Source organism: Bacteroides ilei, from assembly GCF_900128495.1.
GTDB lineage: Bacteria > Bacteroidota > Bacteroidia > Bacteroidales > Bacteroidaceae > Phocaeicola > Phocaeicola ilei.
Genome location: NZ_LT635801.1, coordinates 34,034 through 53,042, shown reverse-complemented (window position 1 = coordinate 53,042; position 19,009 = coordinate 34,034). Strand labels below are relative to the sequence as shown.

The 19,009-nt window shown below is 39.2% G+C and carries 16 protein-coding genes and 1 tRNA gene; 15 read left to right on the top strand and 2 right to left on the bottom strand.

The features are described 5' to 3' along the window. Positions 1–45: 45 nt before the first annotated feature. Both BQ7489_RS00220 and BQ7489_RS00215 read right to left on the bottom strand, forming a co-directional pair. Positions 46–2,919: a TonB-dependent receptor gene (locus BQ7489_RS00220; protein ID WP_072529547.1), complete on the bottom strand. Its 2,874-nt coding sequence runs from the start codon at positions 2,917–2,919 to the stop codon at positions 46–48. Between the two features lie 81 nt (positions 2,920–3,000). Next, entirely contained in the window at positions 3,001–3,408 is a 408-nt protein-coding gene (locus BQ7489_RS00215) for a hypothetical protein (protein ID WP_072529546.1), read from the bottom strand. Between the two features lie 123 nt (positions 3,409–3,531). Here BQ7489_RS00215 and aroB point away from each other — a divergent pair, with 123 nt between their 5' ends. The 15 genes from aroB (at position 3,532) to BQ7489_RS00140 (ending at position 18,710) form a co-directional block, all read left to right on the top strand. Further along, entirely contained in the window at positions 3,532–4,593 is a 1,062-nt protein-coding gene (gene aroB, locus BQ7489_RS00210) for a 3-dehydroquinate synthase (protein WP_072529545.1), read from the top strand. A gap of 93 nt (positions 4,594–4,686) precedes the next feature. Further along, positions 4,687–4,761, top strand: a tRNA-Pro gene (locus BQ7489_RS00205). A gap of 129 nt (positions 4,762–4,890) precedes the next feature. Beyond that, the gene (locus BQ7489_RS00200; protein WP_072529544.1) at positions 4,891–6,111 is read left to right on the top strand and encodes a site-specific integrase; all 1,221 of its coding nucleotides are present in this window, start codon (positions 4,891–4,893) and stop codon (positions 6,109–6,111) included. Positions 6,112–6,188: 77 nt separating this feature from the next. Then, the gene (locus BQ7489_RS00195) at positions 6,189–7,088 is read left to right on the top strand and encodes a hypothetical protein (RefSeq protein ID WP_072529543.1); all 900 of its coding nucleotides are present in this window, start codon (positions 6,189–6,191) and stop codon (positions 7,086–7,088) included. Positions 7,089–7,371: 283 nt separating this feature from the next. Continuing rightward, positions 7,372–7,857, top strand: coding sequence for a hypothetical protein (locus tag BQ7489_RS00190; RefSeq protein WP_072529542.1), 486 nt, complete (start codon positions 7,372–7,374; stop codon positions 7,855–7,857). A gap of 168 nt (positions 7,858–8,025) precedes the next feature. Beyond that, positions 8,026–9,537: an IS1182 family transposase gene (locus BQ7489_RS00185; RefSeq protein WP_083580413.1), complete on the top strand. Its 1,512-nt coding sequence runs from the start codon at positions 8,026–8,028 to the stop codon at positions 9,535–9,537. 166 nt (positions 9,538–9,703) lie between these two features. Continuing rightward, complete coding sequence (locus tag BQ7489_RS00180; protein WP_072529540.1) at positions 9,704–11,503, top strand: DEAD/DEAH box helicase family protein; 1,800 nt, start codon at positions 9,704–9,706, stop codon at positions 11,501–11,503. A gap of 477 nt (positions 11,504–11,980) precedes the next feature. Next, positions 11,981–12,166 (top strand): hypothetical protein, encoded by a 186-nt coding sequence (locus tag BQ7489_RS17705; RefSeq protein WP_072529539.1) that lies wholly within the window; start codon positions 11,981–11,983, stop codon positions 12,164–12,166. Further along, positions 12,126–12,782, top strand: a complete 657-nt coding sequence (locus BQ7489_RS00170; protein ID WP_072529538.1) for a hypothetical protein — start codon at positions 12,126–12,128, stop codon at positions 12,780–12,782. Before BQ7489_RS17705 ends, BQ7489_RS00170 begins: the two co-directional genes overlap by 41 nt. 474 nt (positions 12,783–13,256) lie before the next feature. Beyond that, a complete protein-coding gene (locus BQ7489_RS00165) occupies positions 13,257–14,276 on the top strand; it encodes a DUF3871 family protein (RefSeq protein WP_072529537.1) in 1,020 nt (339 codons plus the stop codon). Positions 14,277–14,362: 86 nt separating this feature from the next. Beyond that, positions 14,363–14,635: a hypothetical protein gene (locus BQ7489_RS00160; protein ID WP_072529536.1), complete on the top strand. Its 273-nt coding sequence runs from the start codon at positions 14,363–14,365 to the stop codon at positions 14,633–14,635. Between the two features lie 165 nt (positions 14,636–14,800). Then, positions 14,801–15,388: a tyrosine-type recombinase/integrase gene (locus BQ7489_RS00155; protein ID WP_072529535.1), complete on the top strand. Its 588-nt coding sequence runs from the start codon at positions 14,801–14,803 to the stop codon at positions 15,386–15,388. Positions 15,389–16,023: 635 nt separating this feature from the next. Next, positions 16,024–17,466: an Ig-like domain-containing protein gene (locus BQ7489_RS17700; protein WP_239496902.1), complete on the top strand. Its 1,443-nt coding sequence runs from the start codon at positions 16,024–16,026 to the stop codon at positions 17,464–17,466. Continuing rightward, entirely contained in the window at positions 17,463–17,798 is a 336-nt protein-coding gene (locus BQ7489_RS00145) for a DUF5640 domain-containing protein (protein ID WP_072529534.1), read from the top strand. The genes BQ7489_RS17700 and BQ7489_RS00145 overlap by 4 nt, the downstream gene beginning before the upstream one ends. A 102-nt stretch (positions 17,799–17,900) precedes the next feature. Continuing rightward, on the top strand, positions 17,901–18,710 hold the full coding sequence (locus BQ7489_RS00140) for a hypothetical protein (protein ID WP_072529533.1): 810 nt from the start codon (positions 17,901–17,903) through the stop codon (positions 18,708–18,710). The last annotated feature ends 299 nt before the right edge of the window (positions 18,711–19,009 follow it).

Below are 19,009 nucleotides of genomic sequence, written 5' to 3'. Positions count from 1 at the left end.
AACATTCCCCTCTCTCTTTTACATTTATCTCTACCGTATAGGTCATCAGAACGGACGTCTACCATGACCCGGACCACCAAATCCTCCAGGCCCTCTCCTGTTAGCCGGACCGGCAGCAGATTTTCCTCCAAACAGATTCAAGCGATAGATAAAGTGTACCATACAATAACTGTAAATGGAGTTATATTCGGTATCCTGACGCATAGCGGCACTGATGGTACGGCTCACATTACTCTGGTTTCGCAGGATATCATAGAACTGGATACTGACTGTAGCAGCATTCCCTTTCAGGAAGTTCTGGGAAATCTGTGCATTCCAGATAAGTTCGTCACGGTTCATGCTGGCATCCGAATACCCTCTACGTGAATTTTGGGAAAGGTCTGTCGCAATGGCCATATTCCATGGCAAGTAGATATTGGTACTGGCTCCATATGAAAATTCATAAGTATTCATATTGTTCTGTTCCTGGAAACTGTTACGGGTACGCATTGTATTGAACGTACCGTTCAAAGAAAATTCCCACCAGTCATTACGGAAAGTACCACGCAAACGTTCACCCAGATTCAATTGTTTGGTCTTATTCTTATCGGCCAATTCCAATAAAGCCTTGTCACTTATATAACTGATAATGTTATTGTAGCTAATGGTAGTGAACGTATTGATTGTAAACTTCTTGTTACGTAATGCAGTGTTGGTACCCAAAAGACCGAACAGATTCCAGTTTCCATTGATATTCTCAGGCATGGTAGTATATCCACCGGTCGTTTCATTGTAAGTCCGACGGTTACTGATGCTGTTCAATACATTCTGGAAACGTATATGAGTCATCAATCCCCGTTGCTTTTCAGTATTGAAAAAGTTATAGAATCCCATCAAAGAATTCGTAAACGATGGTTTCAATCCGGGGTTACCCATCTTTACATTCAGCGGATCCGTATCATCCGTTGTCGGCAACATATCAGTCATACTCGGCTGCGAACTACGTCCCCGGTAATTGATACGCAACTGACTTGTCTTTGAGAAGTTATAACGGAAATCCAGGGTCGGAGTAAAGTTGAACACGTTACGGACAACCGTTGTATCCAGGCTACCTTTCTTATAAGCAAGTTTGGTATTCTGAGGCTGGAAAGATACACCGGCATTCAGACGCATCTTTTCACGGATCCAACGTAACTGTACATCAACCTGATGATTGTAATAATCATATTCGACACTCTTACTCAGTTCCGGATTATATACCGCCGAATTCTGCAGAAAACCGTTCCCGATAGTCCAGTCGTTCGGCATATCGTAGGTAGAATTGTCTGTAGTTGAACGTTTATACTGGAAATTATAGCTGAACATCAAGAATCCGCCTTTAAAGATCGGTTCACTATAAGATGCTCGAAGTGAATAGTTATAAGATTTGGTCGGAGTCGTAATATAACGGTTCAATATTTCCAGACGTTCTTCCGGAGACTTCTGATAATAATCCGTTTCCGAAGTGGAGAACTGTTCGCTGTCATCATTCGTATAATTATAAGTACCACGTAACGTTATGTTCCGGCCGGATTTGCCTAACCGACGGTTGAACATCAACGAACCTCCGAATGAAAGATCATCCGACTTAGACAACGAGTTACGCACAATGGTATTGATAATCTTTTCTTCCGGAACCAATGATGTAATATCTTCTGTACCTATCATATCATCAATGTTGTACCCCGGGTCATCATTGAATGTATACGATTTGGAACTGGAACCGTTATTTGTTTTACCATATGAAAAGTTAGGACGGAAAATAAGGGTCGTCATCGTATCGGGAGTCCATTCAAAACGGAAATCAGCACGTAGATTCGTATTTTTGTTCCGTTGGGCTCTCAATACATTTTCGAATGAACTCACATCACTTGAAACAAAGGTTTCAGCGTTCTGCTTACTCTGGATATCCGCATCATTGTATTTGAAATTGACACTACCGCCCGTTTCCAGTTTTTCATTTTTGGTCGCAAAGTTAAAGCCACCCATCTTGATCGCATTCAGACCGTTCTGACCGCCACGACGGAAACCACCGCCTCCACCCGGAAAACTGTTGTCGTTCACATTATTCATGGAGCCGATAGCCGTCATCTGATTTTCACCCCAAAACCGGCTTGCCATCAGCTTGCCGCTATACCGGTCTTCTGTACCCATGGCAGCATCGACATTACCTAACCAACCCTGATTCATCCCTGGCTTGACACTCAAATCAAGGACAGTTTCTTCTTCACCGTCATCAATACCTGTTACACGGGCCATATCCGACTGTTTGTCATAAGCACGGACCCTATCTATGATATTGACCGGCAAGTTCTTCATCGCGATATTCGGATCATCAGCAAAGAATTCCTTACCGTCAATCATGATTTTCTTGATCTCCTTACCGTTAATCGTAATCTTTCCGTTTTCATCCACTTCCGCTCCCGGCAATTTCTTTACAAGTTCTTCAAGGGCTGAACCTTCCGGGACACGATAAGCAGAGCTGCTATACACCAATGTATCGGCTACCGCCGTCACTTCCGGTGCTTCGGCTACCACCACCGCTCCTTCCAGCATAATGGCATCCGAATTCAATGTCAATTGCCCCATATTCAGGCTCGGCTTCGCTTTAGTAAGCGTAAACGGCTTATAAGTAGGGGTATATCCCACAAAAGAAACCTTCAATACATACTTTCCTGGACGGGTAGCAATAGAAAATTTCCCGTCATTATCCGTAACATCTCCTGTTACCATTGTACTATCCGGCAAAGAAAGGACCTGAATAGTAGCCTGCATGATCGGCGATTTGTCGTCACCATCGACAACAACTCCCGATATACGACCTCTACTGCCACTACTTTGTGCAAAAGCAGAAAAACCACAACATGAGATTAGCAGTAATCCCAAAACCCATTTTTTCATTATGTCTATCTAAATCTAAATTTAACGTCCTTTTGACATCGGATGCCTATGAAGGTTTAACCTCTAAAGATTTTTTAAGGTTTATTTTCTTTTAAACATTTTCTCCATACGATGCTTCTGCATAAAAAACTCCAGACATAAAACATTGATTACCATAAAGGCGATTCCTACCGAATTATCGGCAACCTGCAGGTTTGCATCCAAAGCCCCCTTTATCAACATCACAATATAATACACCCCCCAAATATATAAGCCGTATTTCAAGGATTTGGCACGGATCTTTTCAATCACTTCACTCTCATCCTTAGCTTTCGACAAAAAAATGGCAAACAAAGAAATCCACATCACTAATTTCATACTCAGCTTTACATACAGCAGATTTCCGTCGTCAACCCTCTGAAACATATACATTAAAATAGGCACAAATACGGCCAACACGAGCAGGGCGTAGCCAGCTATCCTACACCAAACTGGTAATAATCCTTTCATAGCACAATTATTAGTAATTTTTCAAGTTATCATTAATCTCGACACAAAATTAATTAAATGTAAGCGGACAGCCATCTCCTTCTCACTTTTTTTCTATTTTTGCAGCAAAAACCAAATACCACTATGAGCAAACAAGAAGTAATGATATGCCATCAGCTGGAAGATAACCTCCGGCACGCAATAGAAAAATGTCCCCATGACAAAATCTTTATACTGACCGACGAACATACCCGTACATTCTGCCTGCCGTTAATAGAAAAGATGCCATTTCTGAGAAATGCCGAACAGATATGCATTGGAGTGGAAGATTTACATAAAAATCTGGAAACACTGGCCTATGTATGGACCGAACTCAGCAGTAAAGGGGGTACCCGCCATTCACTGATGATCAATCTGGGAGGTGGCATGGTGACCGATCTGGGAGGATTTGCTGCAGCAACCTTCAAACGCGGTATCCAGATGATCAACATCCCTACTACCCTTCTAGCCATGGTCGACGCATCTGTAGGAGGTAAAACAGGTATCAACTTCAACGGGCTGAAAAATGAAATAGGCTCATTCGCTCCGGCCGACAGCGTCATTATAGACTGTGAATTCCTCAAGACGCTCGACCATAAGAATCTATTATCCGGTTACGCCGAAATGTTGAAACATGGACTTATCAGCAATACACGGCATTGGAGTGAGCTGATTACCTTCAACATGGAAAACATCAATTTCAAGCATCTGCAAAAACTGGTAGGCGAATCGGTTGAAGTAAAGGAAAACATTGTAGAACAGGATCCGTTCGAGAAAGGAATCCGTAAGGCATTGAATTTCGGACATACAATAGGACATGCTTTCGAAAGTTTCTCCCTCGAAATAGAAAAACCTGTATTGCACGGTTATGCCGTAGCATGGGGAATGGTCTGTGAACTTTACTATTCTCACCAGAAAACAGGGTTCCCGAAAGACAAACTCTATCAAACAATCCAGTTCATCAAAAATAATTATGGAAAACTTGAGTTTACATGCAAAGACTATGACCGGTTATATGAATTTATGAAACACGACAAGAAAAATGTAGCCTCCGGCATAGTAAACTTCACATTATTAGGCGAAATCGGAGATATCCGTATCAACCAAACAGCCAGCCGTGAAGATATATTTGACATGCTTGATTTCTATAGTGAAACAATGGGATAGCTGGAGTTAGGATGCATACGCACTTTTCGTCCAAGAAAAACGAAAGAATAATTTGAAAAATCAAAATTAAACGTTACCTTTGCGTCCGCAATTCGGGGTGTAGCTCAGCCCGGTTAGAGTACGCGTCTGGGGGGCGTGTGGTCGCTGGTTCGAATCCAGTCACCCCGACTGGTGAAAGAGGATTGATAATCAAACGATTGTCAGTCCTTTTTTCTTTTTTTATGGCTTTTGTTTATATGCCCCCAAACATACCCTCGCAAGGGTGGTTGTGTAAACCGCTGTGTAAACCGCAAAATTATGAGCGTAACGATTGCAGTTGTTTGTTTCAAGAGCAAGACACTTGCCAATGGTGAACACCCTTTGATGTTAAGGATTACGCAAGACAGAAAAAGGGTGATGAAGAGTTTAGGCATATCCGTTAGTCCCCAACATTGGGATTTTGTCAAAGGAGAACCAAAACCCAAATGCCCCAACAAAGAATTAATCCAAAATATTATCTTGAAGGTAAAGGCAGAATACCAAACTAAGGTAATAGAAAAATTATCAAGAGAGGAAGAGTTTACAGCGACTTCTTTAGTTTATGAACAACGCAAGAACATCAAAGCCCAAACGGTAGAAGAGTTCTATCTTTCCTTAATAAAGGAACTGAAAGAGGACGGCAGGATAGGAACAAGCTATGCTTACCTCAACTCGTACAGGACATTAAAGAATTTCAATAAAGGAAAAAAATTAAATTATACCTTTAGTTATATTGATGTTGAGTTCTGTAAGAAGTTTGAGAAGTGGATGCGCAGTAAAGGTAACAACGATGTTACTATCAGTTATCAGTTCAGAAGTCTAAGGGCTGCATTCAATAAGGCTATTGAAGCCAAAATTGTCAGCAGGGATAAAACTCCATTCATGGAATACAAACTAAGTCGCTTCAATACCAAGACAGCTAAGAGAGCTTTATCTAAAGAGGATATTCTTAAAATCATAGATGCGGATTGTAGCCATGCAAGCGAGATACGACAGTTTACACAAGATATATTTACGTTCTCTTATTTATGTGGTGGAATATCTTTCGTAGATATAGCTCACTTGACAGGAACAAATATAGTGGAGGATAGATTGCTTTATAAAAGACAAAAGACGCATGGGAGCATAAATTTAATGCTAACAGACAGAGCTAAACAGATTATTCAAAAATATGGTTACTATCAGCGTCAGACTGGCTATCTGTTTCCTATACTTCATAACAAACGCCATGTTACACCTATGCAGCAAAACAATAGGGTGCATAAAATTTGCCACCAGATTAATACGGAATTAAGAGCCTTTGCAAAGGAGTTAGGCATTACAGCAGAAGTCACCACCTATGTTGCGCGGCATTCATTCGCCACGATTTTGAAGAAGTCAGGAGTAAACATAGGAATCATTTCACAAGCATTAGGACACCAAGATATAAAAACTACACAGATTTATCTAAGCAAATTTGATAATGAGCAGGTGGATGATGCCATGAAGAATTTACTCTAATCTTAAATAACCCTATCTGTTTCCATGCAGGTAGGGTTTATTCATTAACTTTGCATATACAACCATTACATAAGAATATGCAACCAATAGACAAGTTCACAAATATAGATGCGGTTTACCCCACTTTAGAAGCAAAAGAGGAAGATGATATTTTAGATTATGTTTGGCAGTTTGCCATGATAATACATCCTGCAATGCCTAAAGAAATACAAGGATTGATATTAGAGGGAAGCGAAGCCATGCCCACCTTTAAAGAAAGGTACAACAACAGGCTTATTGAAATGCCGCTAACTTATGAAGAATATAAAAAGGAAAAAGAAATTCAGACTGCCCTATCAGCTTTGCAGTTAGATAAGGACAAGTTTTGGTTTATCATTCTGTTTATAAAGGATTACGTGGACGGCAAATGCTGGCAAGCGTTTGAATATGGGGAAACACCTGCAAGCGAAATAAAGAAACTTTTCCAAAGCATATCCCAATATGAAGAACGCCCCAATGCCAATCCTCTTACAGACCATATAACATTCAAGGAAGAACTGACCTTATCCTTACAGGTGAATGGAAAAACCATACACACCATAGAAACCGCCAATGCAATCAAGTTCATACTTTCATGTTGCCAAGAACATTTGGATGATTTAAATCCTAAAGATGAGCTTGACGCAGAACACCTATATGACAATATAGAAATGGTAAGCACTTATCCCAAACAACAGCAAATCACAACAAGCTACACGAAAAGAATCTGCCTGTTTGCCCAAACATTCAAAATGTTCTTCAATTTCCTATCACCTTTTGACACCAATTATAGGAAAGGGGGAAAGAACGCATACGATGTCACATTCCTAATATCACAGCTTATCTATCTAACAGGAATCTCAGACAATGATAATTTCCTCTCAGACAAGACTACACTAAAAGGATATTTAAGCAAGAACAAGACATTTGCGTGGAATGTACAGAACAAGAATTATTGAAAATCAAACATTTGTCTAAGGGAGAGTAACATCTCCCTTATTTTTTACTCTCACTTATTCTCACGGTTTCTCCCCACCTTTGTAGCGTCAAAGGGACAGGACTTGCAAGGCGGCAAGTTAAGGGAGAACCAAAATCCTCAAAATTTTACTCTCCTTTAATCTTCTCCAAAGTTCCCACCTTTGCAACGTAATCAGAAATAAAATGGTGCGCACCTTTTAATAACGATTACCTGCCAGTTCCTCAGAATGGAACAAAAGTAAGAAACTTTAAAAAAGAAGAATCATGGAATTTAAAATTAATGGAACACTTGTTCCACAAGTAAAGAAGTACGACAATGCAGGTGCGCACAATGCCATCAAGTCAATGATGCAGAAAAAAGAAACTCTAAGCATCAGATTATACACCGACAAGGAGAACTATCCTTGCGTCTGGATTGAATCTTACAATGTGGCAGGATTCAAATACTACGTTAATCCAGCTTCTTTCAAATGGATATATACTTATCTGACTACTGGAGAAAATGAGGATGGAGGGATTCAACCGACAGAACTAACCCCATATCAAACAGGTGAAGATAACAACTTTCAGCTATCCATATTGAAACAACTTATTGAATCTGGCAAACGTGTACAATTCGTCCCTTTGTTTCGTGAAGTCAATAATTACATCAGTGCTACCAGTGCTTTCTTACGTGGAAAGATTTTCTTCCGAGTGGAACGTACCGAAGAACTACTGGACTACCTGCGTGAAAAAGAAGCTATAATCTGATAATTATTAACTTAAAGAGTGAGGCTGTCTCAAATTGAAATATAATTTGAGATAGCCTTTTTTGTGTCTGGAAAAAAATCGGGCAAGCCCCAACTTCGCTCAGTCAGGACTTGCCCGTCTCCCTAATTTTTTGTATCTTAGGGAATCAAGCAATATATCCCAAAGATAATGTTTAAAAACTATACCTCCAACGATAATCTGCTTTTACCTCCGTGTTTAGGCGATTTTATTCCCCAGAACGACCCGGTCCGGGTTGTTCACCGTATCATTGAACAGATCAGCCTGGAAGAACTTTACCGCAAGTACTCCGTCAAAGGCTGTCCGGCCTACCATCCCCGCATGATGCTGCAGATTCTGGTATATGCCTATCTGCGCAATATCTATTCCAGCCGCCGCATCGAAGAGTTCTGCCGCAATGACATCCGCTTCATGTGGCTGACCGGCAATGTGACTCCTGACCACAACACCATCAACCGTTTCCGCAGCAGTCGGCTGAAGGATGTGCTCAAGACCGTCTTCGCCACCATCGTGAAGTTCCTTGTGGCGGAAGGCTTTGTAAGTTTGGACGTGGCCTGCACCGACGGGACGAAGATGGAGGCGAACGCCAACCGTTATACGTTCGTCTGGGGCAAGTCCATCCACACCCGCATCTCCAGAATCGCGGAACAGCTTGAGGAGATATGGCGGTACGCCGAGTCCGTCACCAAGCAGGAGCTGCGCGACTCCGCTCCCCTCACTTACCAGGACATCACCCCCGAGAAGGTGGAAAGGGCGCTGGAGCAGATACATGAAGCCTTGGAGGGAACGGATGCGGACCGGAAAGTGAAGGCCAAGGTTCGGCGTGTGAAGAAGGCATGGCCCGAACAGCTGAAGAAATATGAATCCCAGGGAAAGATTCTCGACGGGCGCAACAGCTACTCCAAGACAGACCCCGACGCCACGTTCATGCGGATGAAGGAGGACCACATGAGGAACGGGCAGCTCAAGCCCGGATACAACCCGCAGGTCAGTACCAACAGACAGTTCATCCTGAACTATACCCTCCATCAGTGTGCCGGTGACACCTCCACCTATCCCCTGCACATGGAAGACTTCCATTCCCTGTACGGCAGATATCCTGACGTGTCGGTCTGTGACGCCGGATACGGAAGTGAGGAGAACTACCTGTACGCCTTCAGGCATGGCATTGAAACCTTCATAAAGTACAGCTATTTCCACAAGGAACAGAAAAGAAGCTTCAGGAATGACCCGTTCCTGTCTGCCAACTTTTACTATAATGAAGAAACCGACGGCATGTACTGTCCGATGGGACAGAGGATGAAAAGACTCTCCGATGTAAAGCGGACGACAGACAACGGTTTTGTACAGACCATCTCAAGGTACAGGGCCCGGAACTGCAAGGGCTGCCCGTTAAGATGCCGGTGTCACAGAAGCCGGTCGGAAAGGATTGTACAGGTAAACCACAGGCTGAGGAAAATCAAGGAAAGGGAACGTGAGAAACTCCTTTCTGCGGAAGGTCTTAAATACCGGAGCCAGCGGCCGCAGGATGTGGAAGCCGTATTTGGAAACCTCAAGAACAACAAGCACTTCAAGAGGTTCCATCTCCGTGGACTGAAGAAGGTGGAAATTGAATTTGGCCTGCTGGCCATAGCGCATAATCTTGCAAAAGTAGCCTCTTAAGAGGCTTCTGACCAAGAAAAAAACGTTTAAAGCGATGAAATCTGTAGAAAGAAACTTGTAAATTCCTTTTTTTGAGGAAAATCCAAACGACTTCAATCTGATATAAAACGACAGAGGCCATCTCAATTCATTTTGAGACGGCCTCCTCTTTTAAAACGAAACAAAGATGAATACAGCATACATTAAAATAGAGAAAAATCATAATGGTAAAATTCAATATTTGACAGAAGTTTTACCTCAAATACCTACCAATACTATCCTTTATAAGAAGCTGACAGGACTTGGAGCAACTTATGGCGAACTGAAAGCAGATAGAGATTCCATAATCTTAGAACCGAATGTTCCTGTAATTAAGGGTAAGTGCAAAGACCTAAAGCATACAAATGACAACCTTTTTGGAGTTTACGAGAATGTGACAGTGGAGAGAATCGTAAAATACCTGCGAGTAAGTAAGGACAAACATATTAAGATACTATCCACTCCAGAAAGTTTCTTCAAGATTAAATCTGCATTTGAAGAGATTGACAGGGACATTTATTCTACTTGTTATCTGTTGTTTGACGAATGCCATAAGATAGTAAAGGATGTGGACTACAGAGAGGACATAACTTTGCCTTTCGATGATTTTTTCATGTTTGACAATAAAGGGCTGGTGTCTGCCACTCCGTTAGATTTCACAGACCCGCGATTCTTTAAACAGAAATTTCAGATTTTGGAAGTACAACCTATGTTTGACTATGCCCAGCCCATCAATATTTACCATACAAATAATGTACTGCAAAAATTAAAGGAGCGGTTGGAAGAGGCAAACAGCAATCCCATCTTCCTGTTCATTAATTCCACTGAAACAATCTATTCTATCATGCAGAGATTAGACATACAGGAGCAATCAACGGTTTTCTGTGCATCCAACAGCGTAACGAGTTTAAAAGATAAGAAGTTTGCTAACGCATATTCAGATTGGGATGCTGACAAAATGAGACGATTCAATTTTCTTACGAGCAGGTTTTTTAATGCTTTGGATATAGAACTGAATTTCCAACCAGAAGTTTTTATTGTAACCGATACTACTATGGCAACCCAAAGCATGATAGACCCATTCACTGACACGATACAGATAATCGGTCGTTTTAGAAATGGAATAACATCTGCAAACCATATCACCAATACGGACTACAATTTCTCCGTGAGGTCTAAAGCACAGTTAAAATATATGATAGGTGTGTTTGAACAAGTCTATGGAATGATGAAGACCTATTACGATAATGCCACGACAGATGAAGCAAGGGATGCTTACAAAGCAATTTTAGATACCCACCCCTTTAAATCCATGCTGAATAGAAACGGTGAGAAGAACTGGTTCAAGATAGACAATTATATTACTGATGCGATTGTGCAAGGTTATTATAACAGCTTCGATATGCTGACCAAGACATATAGGCAATGCAAATCTTTCAAAGTCAGTTGCGAATCGCAAATCTATCCTTTAGGCGATTTGGAAAGATTGAAACGAGAGAATAAATCAGCCAGCATCAAGGCTAAGCGCAAAGAAATGGTTGAACAGTTGGAAATGTTGAAAGGAGACGAGACCAGCGTGGCGATGGAGCATAAAAGGGAGCTTATAAAAACCGATGCTTTCATTGTAGAAGCCTATGAAGAATTGGGTAAAGAGAAGATTGAGGAATTGAACTATTCCCAACCCAAAATCAGAGAAGCCATGATTCTTAAACGATATGATGAAAAGCGCAAGGGTTCAGAGTTTGTTGAGATGGTGAAAAACAGATTCAAGGCAGGAAGGTCATACGAGTTGTCCGATATAAACAAGACAAGAGATGAAATATATAAACTGATGAATATGCCATCTGTAAAAAAGAAACCTAAAGACTTTCTCGGAGAGTTCTTCAAATGCAAAGACAGCTGGAAGAACAGGCAAAGGGCTTTGTTCTTGGAATACGAGAAAGTTTAATCGGGTACAACATTTTACCAACAAATCACCTTTTATACCCCCTTTTGTAAAAATGTTGCATCGGTAAAATTAAAAAGTCCAGATTTATAAAGTCTGGATTTTCTTCCGAAAAAGAATCCAAGTAAACAGATTGGCTAAGTTCTGAATAGTCTAAAGTCTGATTCTTAAATGTGTGGTCTTACCATTAGTTCCCCACTTATGGAATTATTATCTTTACAGTACCACAGACAGATAATCCCACCACACAGATAAGCAGGCTACAAACTATTCAGAATTTCTAAAATGGAAGAATTTACCTATGAGCAGATAAGGGCTAAGGCTCTTAGACAGGGAGTAAAAGATAACAAGGTTCACATTGGATTGTGGGCTAATCTCAACAACTATCTAAAGACAAGGAGAAAGAAAAATGGAAAGGTTACTACCTTTTATATATCATTGCAGAAACTGGCTTATTAACTTACTAATTCTTGAATTGACATGATAATTCATCTGCCAACAGGAAAGAAGTTCCATAACAGAAAGGAAGCCAAGATATATTTTGGAACTGCCTACTATTATAAGATGGAACGTGAGAAAAAAGATTTAATGTTTACCCAAAATGTTCAATCAGCTACTAATGAATATGAAGATACCTCAAAAATACCTGCAAAACAGGATAAGTAGAATCAGGCAGGATTATGCCACCATTAATAAGTCTATTGTGGATAAACTCAATCCACCCAACTTGTACAGGTTCTTCTGCCTGTCCTTATACAGAAATGACTATTATAAGGTCAGATGGAGAATCAAGGACTTAGCCAAATGTACAGGAGAGAAAGAGACTGCATTAAAGAACTTCAATAAGGATATAGAAGCCGTGTTAGTCAGAAAGAGATACCCTGTACCTACATCAATTCCCTATCTTGATTTTATAATGAGAAGTCTTTACTGCATCCCACCCATAGAACGCCCCAACTTTATAACCCTGTCCCACCTCTTTATGAAAGTGGATTTGGATATTAAAGTGAAAGGATATTATATCAAGCTCCTATTGATAGCGGAGGATAACAAGATATTGCTTACTTCTAACAAACTGGCTGAAAAATTAAGGATGGGTAAAAAGAATATTGAAAGTTACAATTTGGATTTATATAATGCAGGTCTGTTGAAATTTATACCTAACGGATTTGAGCTTACCCCCAAAGAGCTATTATTAGACAATGATATAGCCAAGCAACGCAAGGAGTGGATTATCCAACCCCCAAAAGACCTTCTTAAAATGGCTTTCAAGTCCAAATAACAGGTAGTGGGGATTTTTTATACTGATTATTATTAAATTAATAGATGGTACGAAAAATCCCCGTCCTGCCTTAAATCCATTTTATAAGCGCATAAAGTCTGATTTTTTAAGTTGGGTGCAACACACAGAATGCAAAATGAATTTTATAACCCCAATCTCCAAAATGTTGCACGAGATACCATACCACTATTTTACGCCCCCTCTCACCTTGCAAAAGAAAAATGAAAATAGGCACACACCTACCCACCCCACCAACTTTATAAAATCCGTTACCCACCCAAGCCCTATTGATTGACTTGCTAATGAGTGACACAATACAGCATAAATGTAAGATAGTCTAACTGTAATAACACTCAAAAGTAATTCAGCGAATTGTAGTAAAGCAAAAATCGTTATGGAGCAACCCAAAGCGATATGGGCTTTATGCAATTCCAAAGTTAAATCAATCAATAATCATTTAAACAATTTATCATTATGAGAAATTTAGTTATCATGCCAGCTATGGCAAACAACCGTGAGAGAATGAATTTGGGTGAATTTGCAGAAGAAGCTACCATTATCATGGACGAACCTGTAAGACCTGCCAACCATTTCATTGAAGCCAACACGCAGGAAGTGACCTTGCATCATCTGAAACATGACTGCATTACTCCCGTGTTCGCCAAAGACAATGAACTGACCATTAACCATGCCGCATTTGTGGAAACCATACAAGAAGCGGCACTGTCTTTCTTTAGTGGTGAAACCGTAAGACAGGCAGACATTCGCGTAAGCCATATCATTAAAGGCAGAATCCCTGAAGCAATCCACAAGCCAGCCAACCAACTTTTGGAATCTGACAAGACTATCTACTATGAAAGGGCGGCTTTCAGCATTGACATTCCAACCATTTATGAAACTGTTGGAGGAAACAGGCTGAATCTTTCTATTGTAGGCGTAAGGGCGTACAATCAGATGAATCTTTATTCAAAGAAAGTTCCTGAATTGTTCCGTTTAGCTATCGGATTCAAAAATACCGTCTGTTGTAACATGTGCATCTTTACCAATGGTTACAAGGATGATTTAAGAGCAAGCAACACAACAGAACTCTATCGTGCAGCGTTGGAACTGTTTGGGAACTACAACCCTGCCAAGCATCTTTATCTGATGCAGCAATTAGGCGACACTTCCATGAGTGAACACCAGTTCGCCCAGATATTGGGCAAGATGCGACTTTATCAGTGTCTGCCAACAGGCTATCAAAAGGCACTGCCAAGAATGTTGCTTACTGATACGCAGATTAATTCTGTGGCTAAGGCATACATCAATGATGAAAACTTTGGCAGCTTTGGAAGTGAACTTAATATGTGGAAGTTCTATAACCTGCTTACAGGGGCTAACAAATCAAGCTATATTGATTCATTCTTAGACCGTTCTTTAAATGCTACAGAAATGGCAGTTGGAATCAATGCAGCTTTGCATGGTGACGAACGCTATAAGTGGTTCATTGATTAAATGAGCTTATTGATTGAGAGAGGAAAGGACAGCTATTCAGTTAGTTGTCCTTTCTTTGTTTCTACCAACTTCTAAAATTTATAATCATGGATAAACAGATAGACAGACTTATAAACCATATCAGAGATTTGGAAAACCGTTTGGGAGAAGTGGATAATAACCTTAGATATATAAAGGTAGTACAAGCATTGAAACATTCTTTAGATAAATTGGATAATATGCTGAAAGATGATGCTGCATTGCAACGCAAATACCAAGCAATCTATCTTAGCTACTTTTATACAGGCTGTGGATTCTCCTTTTATGACAGGGTATGCAATTCCATTTTGGATTATAAATATGGGAACAGACCATTCTAAGGAATACTATATATAATAAGGTGTGGAATGTCTTTATAAGGTGTTCCCACCTTAAATATATTCACTTTCTTTATTAGTGAATGTTTCATTAATAATCAGCAAGTTAGTAAATCCAACTCAAAATTAATATTCACTTTTATTCGTTTCACTATAAAACAGAACATTATGTCACTCAAATATTCAAGCACAACAGCGGACTATTTGGTTTGGTCTGACGCAATGAACCTCATAAGGAAGTTAGCCAAAGACGGGAATTATAAAATCTCGCTTCTTATAGCTTTGGGATGCTTCACAGGATTAAGAATATCTGACATTCTATCTCTAAGGTGGAAACAGATATTAGATACTGACGAGTTTACAGTAATTGAGCAAAAGACAGGTAAGGTAAGGACTATCAGATTGAATCCACAATTACAGCAGCATATTAAAGAGTGCTACGAGCATATAAATCCTATTGGAATCAATGCTCCAATTCTTATAAGTCAGAAAGGCACTATCTTCACAGTTCAGAGAATCAATATCATTCTTAAAGAGGTGAAGAAGAAGTACAAGTTAAAGATTAAGAATTTTAGCTGCCATTCGCTTAGAAAGACTTTTGGCAGGCAGGTCTATAACATGAACAGCGACAATGCAGAGTTGGCATTAGTAAAGCTCATGGAACTTTTCAATCATAGTTCTGTTGCCATTACTAAAAGATACTTGGGATTAAGACAGGAAGAAATCTTGCAGACTTATGAATCATTGAGTTTCTAAATAACAGGTAGGACAAATAAAGAACAAGGTTAGCTTTATATACCCCAATCAAAGTTTGTCCTACCTAAATTTTAAACTCCAGATATACCTAAAGTCCGATTATTTGTGTTTGGCATTTCAGCCTTATAGTAATAGGTCAAATCCATAAGTTTTTAGACTTTAAAGCCAACTTAACTCTTATAATCCATACTGGAGATAACTGTTTGTAAATAGCCAAAGATATGTTGGGATAAAGACGAATAATGTTTGATAGTAGAAGATTTACTATTTATCACTACATCATATAGACTTATTTAAAACCTTTCGCTAAATTTGCAACAATTTCAGTAAGTTATAGTGTTAGCAAGCTGAAAGGACATAATTAACGACAAGGTGTTATTGAAATTATCTTCTATTCTCAAATTCTCGCAAAATTTGAAATGGCATGAAGATGATAGCAATAGCACCCACACTTGATATATACCTACCTTATATTTTGTAAGGTTTCTATATACCGTTTGGTGTGGGGCTATTGTTTTATCCATGCCAAGGCAATGCGAGAAGCCAGAGAATAGGGTAAAATTAATAGTGTTCCCACACCTTATTTTTTATTGCTTATCCATAGGGAACAGGTGGGCGCATGACTTTTTATAGCAATGAAAACATACAGATTATTAGTAACCTCGTTATTGGTTACATTGAGCATGGGAGTTAGTTCCTGTGGAGAAGATGAATTAGATTCCTCACCAACAACCAGTATTGATACAGATAACCTTTTTGACAAGACGGACAAATTGTTTGCCGAATACATAAAGGATTATGCAGATATAAAATGCAGGTTCGGTCAGCAAGGAGGAAACTCTGTCTTATTCTCAGGAGTAAAGAACAAACATCTGTGGTTTAGTGAATATGATGCAACCACTAAGCTGCTTAAATCAGAATGGACTGACATAGAAGAAACCGATACCATATTGAATGTTTACAAAGGATATGGAGAATATGAAACAGTCAAACTCAATTATATTCTACCAGCATTCTACAAAAAAACAAGTACAGGAGATATTGTTACATTGAAACTGAATGGCTATAACCAAACAATCTTTACTTTCAATGGACAGTCAAAGCGTACAGAATTACAGTCTGATTATCAAAAGAATGTTGTAGCTAATGATTGGTACGCTGAATCTGTCTTTATTGGAAAGTGTTGCTATTCCAATGAGGGTGAAATCATCTATGAAGCTAAAGAAGCTCCACGATTTGAAAATGGAAAGATAGATGCCTTACTTATCTCTTATGAAGAAGGAATAGAATGTAAAGGCAGACATATAAGCAAGTACAGCTATAAGGATGCTAAGACAGTTTGGAGTACCTATATTGAACCACCTTTTGAAACAGCTTCCGACGCTAAGATTAGTTATACTCTATTGGACAACAGCACTAATGTTTGGCAATATAAATGCGAGGTAATGTTTTACGATGGAAGTAAGAATGAGTTTACTTTCAAGATTGATATAGATAACGGTAAAATCATTAGTAGCGTCACAGGCATTACATTGAATGAGACTTCTAAGGAATTGGATATTATTGATACATTCCAACTGATAGCTACCATTGAGCCAGCCAATGCGACCAATACAAATATAATATGGAGCAGTTCTAATGAGGAAGTAGCAACCGTTAATCAGAAAGGATTGGTAACAGCTAAGTCAATAGGAGAAACTACAATCACTGTAACCACAGAGGAAGGTAACTTTACAGCATCAGCTACTATTACTGTGAAGATGAAGCAGGATATTAGTGCTTATATTGAAACAAAAGTAGTTGCCAACGGTAGTAATTCAATGGGGCAGTTCTGGGGAGTGCTTGATTGTACGATAAGCAATAACAGCACAGAACCTATTGCGCTTACAAGGATAGTGATTGTCAATGGGGACGGTAAAACTATATATGGAAAACAATATGACAATCAGACTATAAGTCCAAAGCAAAGCCATTTGGAAAGTGTGCAAGGCTTGCCTGCCATTTACTCTCCAACGGTCAAGTGGACTTATACATATAATGGAATTGAATACACAACATCTAAAACTTATCAAAAATGAAAACATTAAGATTCTTAGGAATGACCTTGTTAATGGTCATGTTAGCCGTAAACTTTACAGCTTGTAGCGATGATGAAGATGAACCAAACTCTCCCTTAGTTGGCACATGGGTAGGTGGAGAAGTCGGCTTCGACTTTGAAGAAACACTTACCTTTAACAACAATGGGACAGGACAATGGGATGAAGATTCATTCAATTACACAACCAACTCCAATAAAGTCGTAATTGATTATGGGGACGGAGACCCTGAAACTTGGACTTATTCTATATCTTCAAATACACTTAACATGACAGCAGAAGATGGTGTAGAATATCGTTTCACCAAGAAATAATCAAATAAACACTATTAGAATGAAAACAGCATTTGAGGAAACTCTTATGCTGTTTTCTATTTAAACTGCTATCTTTGTAGAAAACATTAAAGAATAGCAGACATGAATATATACTTTTATAATCCACGTTGGTTAAATCCTGAGCGGTTTCCTTTGTTTATGGAAATATTAAAGGTGGGTGAAATTATCAATGCGATGCCTTTTAGTGAACGCCCCAGCATCTTGATTGAACAATATAAAAAATTATGCCATTTTGACTGGAAAGGAGAAAAAGATGAAAACCTTTATGTAAAGGTAACAAACCAAATATTGAAAAGAATATCTATTCCTGTCCATGAAAAGGGCAAATGGACTGGATGTTGTGAGGTCAAAGACATTTATACGGATTCAAAACATAATAATCCCATACGAAATATTATTAACTGCAATGATGAAAATATTCTTGTTTTCTGTGAGGATATTATCATTTCAAGAATACCTAAATATTGCTTCAACACTCTTAGAAAATATGGCGGAGATTCAAGGTATGAAGGACGGTTGTGTTTCTATCTGATAGGAGAGTTTCTTAGAAAAGACAAAATATATTTAAGGGTGAGAAAATACCCTGAATGGGTGGATGCTACATTCTCTGACAAAAAGGGCAATGCCTACTATCCAATCATTGCTTACCTTAATAAAAAAAGCAAAGAACTGAAACCAGCGGAAAGAGGTAGTCTTACTACCTTACAGTTCTTTCTCAGTGAAGAGGGACATTGTGTCTATTTAAAGAAGAGGGAAGAGGAAATAAAGCGAAAGGAAGAAGAAAGGAAAAGATGGGAAGAAGAAGCGAAAATGCGTGAATATGAATCTTACAATGATATAGGACAAGAAGAAGTGAACTATATGTTGGAAAATGGCTGGGATAATGACTGATGTTTTACAATAGATAAGGATATAGAATATATTACTATATTAACTGTGTCAAGATATATCCTGTTTCTTTAGTACTTAGATTAATTATCAATCGCCCTTAATATTAGCGGTGAACTCTATGCTAATCCATATAAAACCTATATCTTTGTAATGATAAAAATATGTTTAATCCAAACAGTGGAAAGCATCTGTGTAAACTGAGGTGTAAACTAAAGGAAAAGGATTATAAAGATAACCCTGATTATCAACTCCGTAAAATATGAATTGGAGTCGCGTCTGGGGGGCGTGTGGTCGCTGGT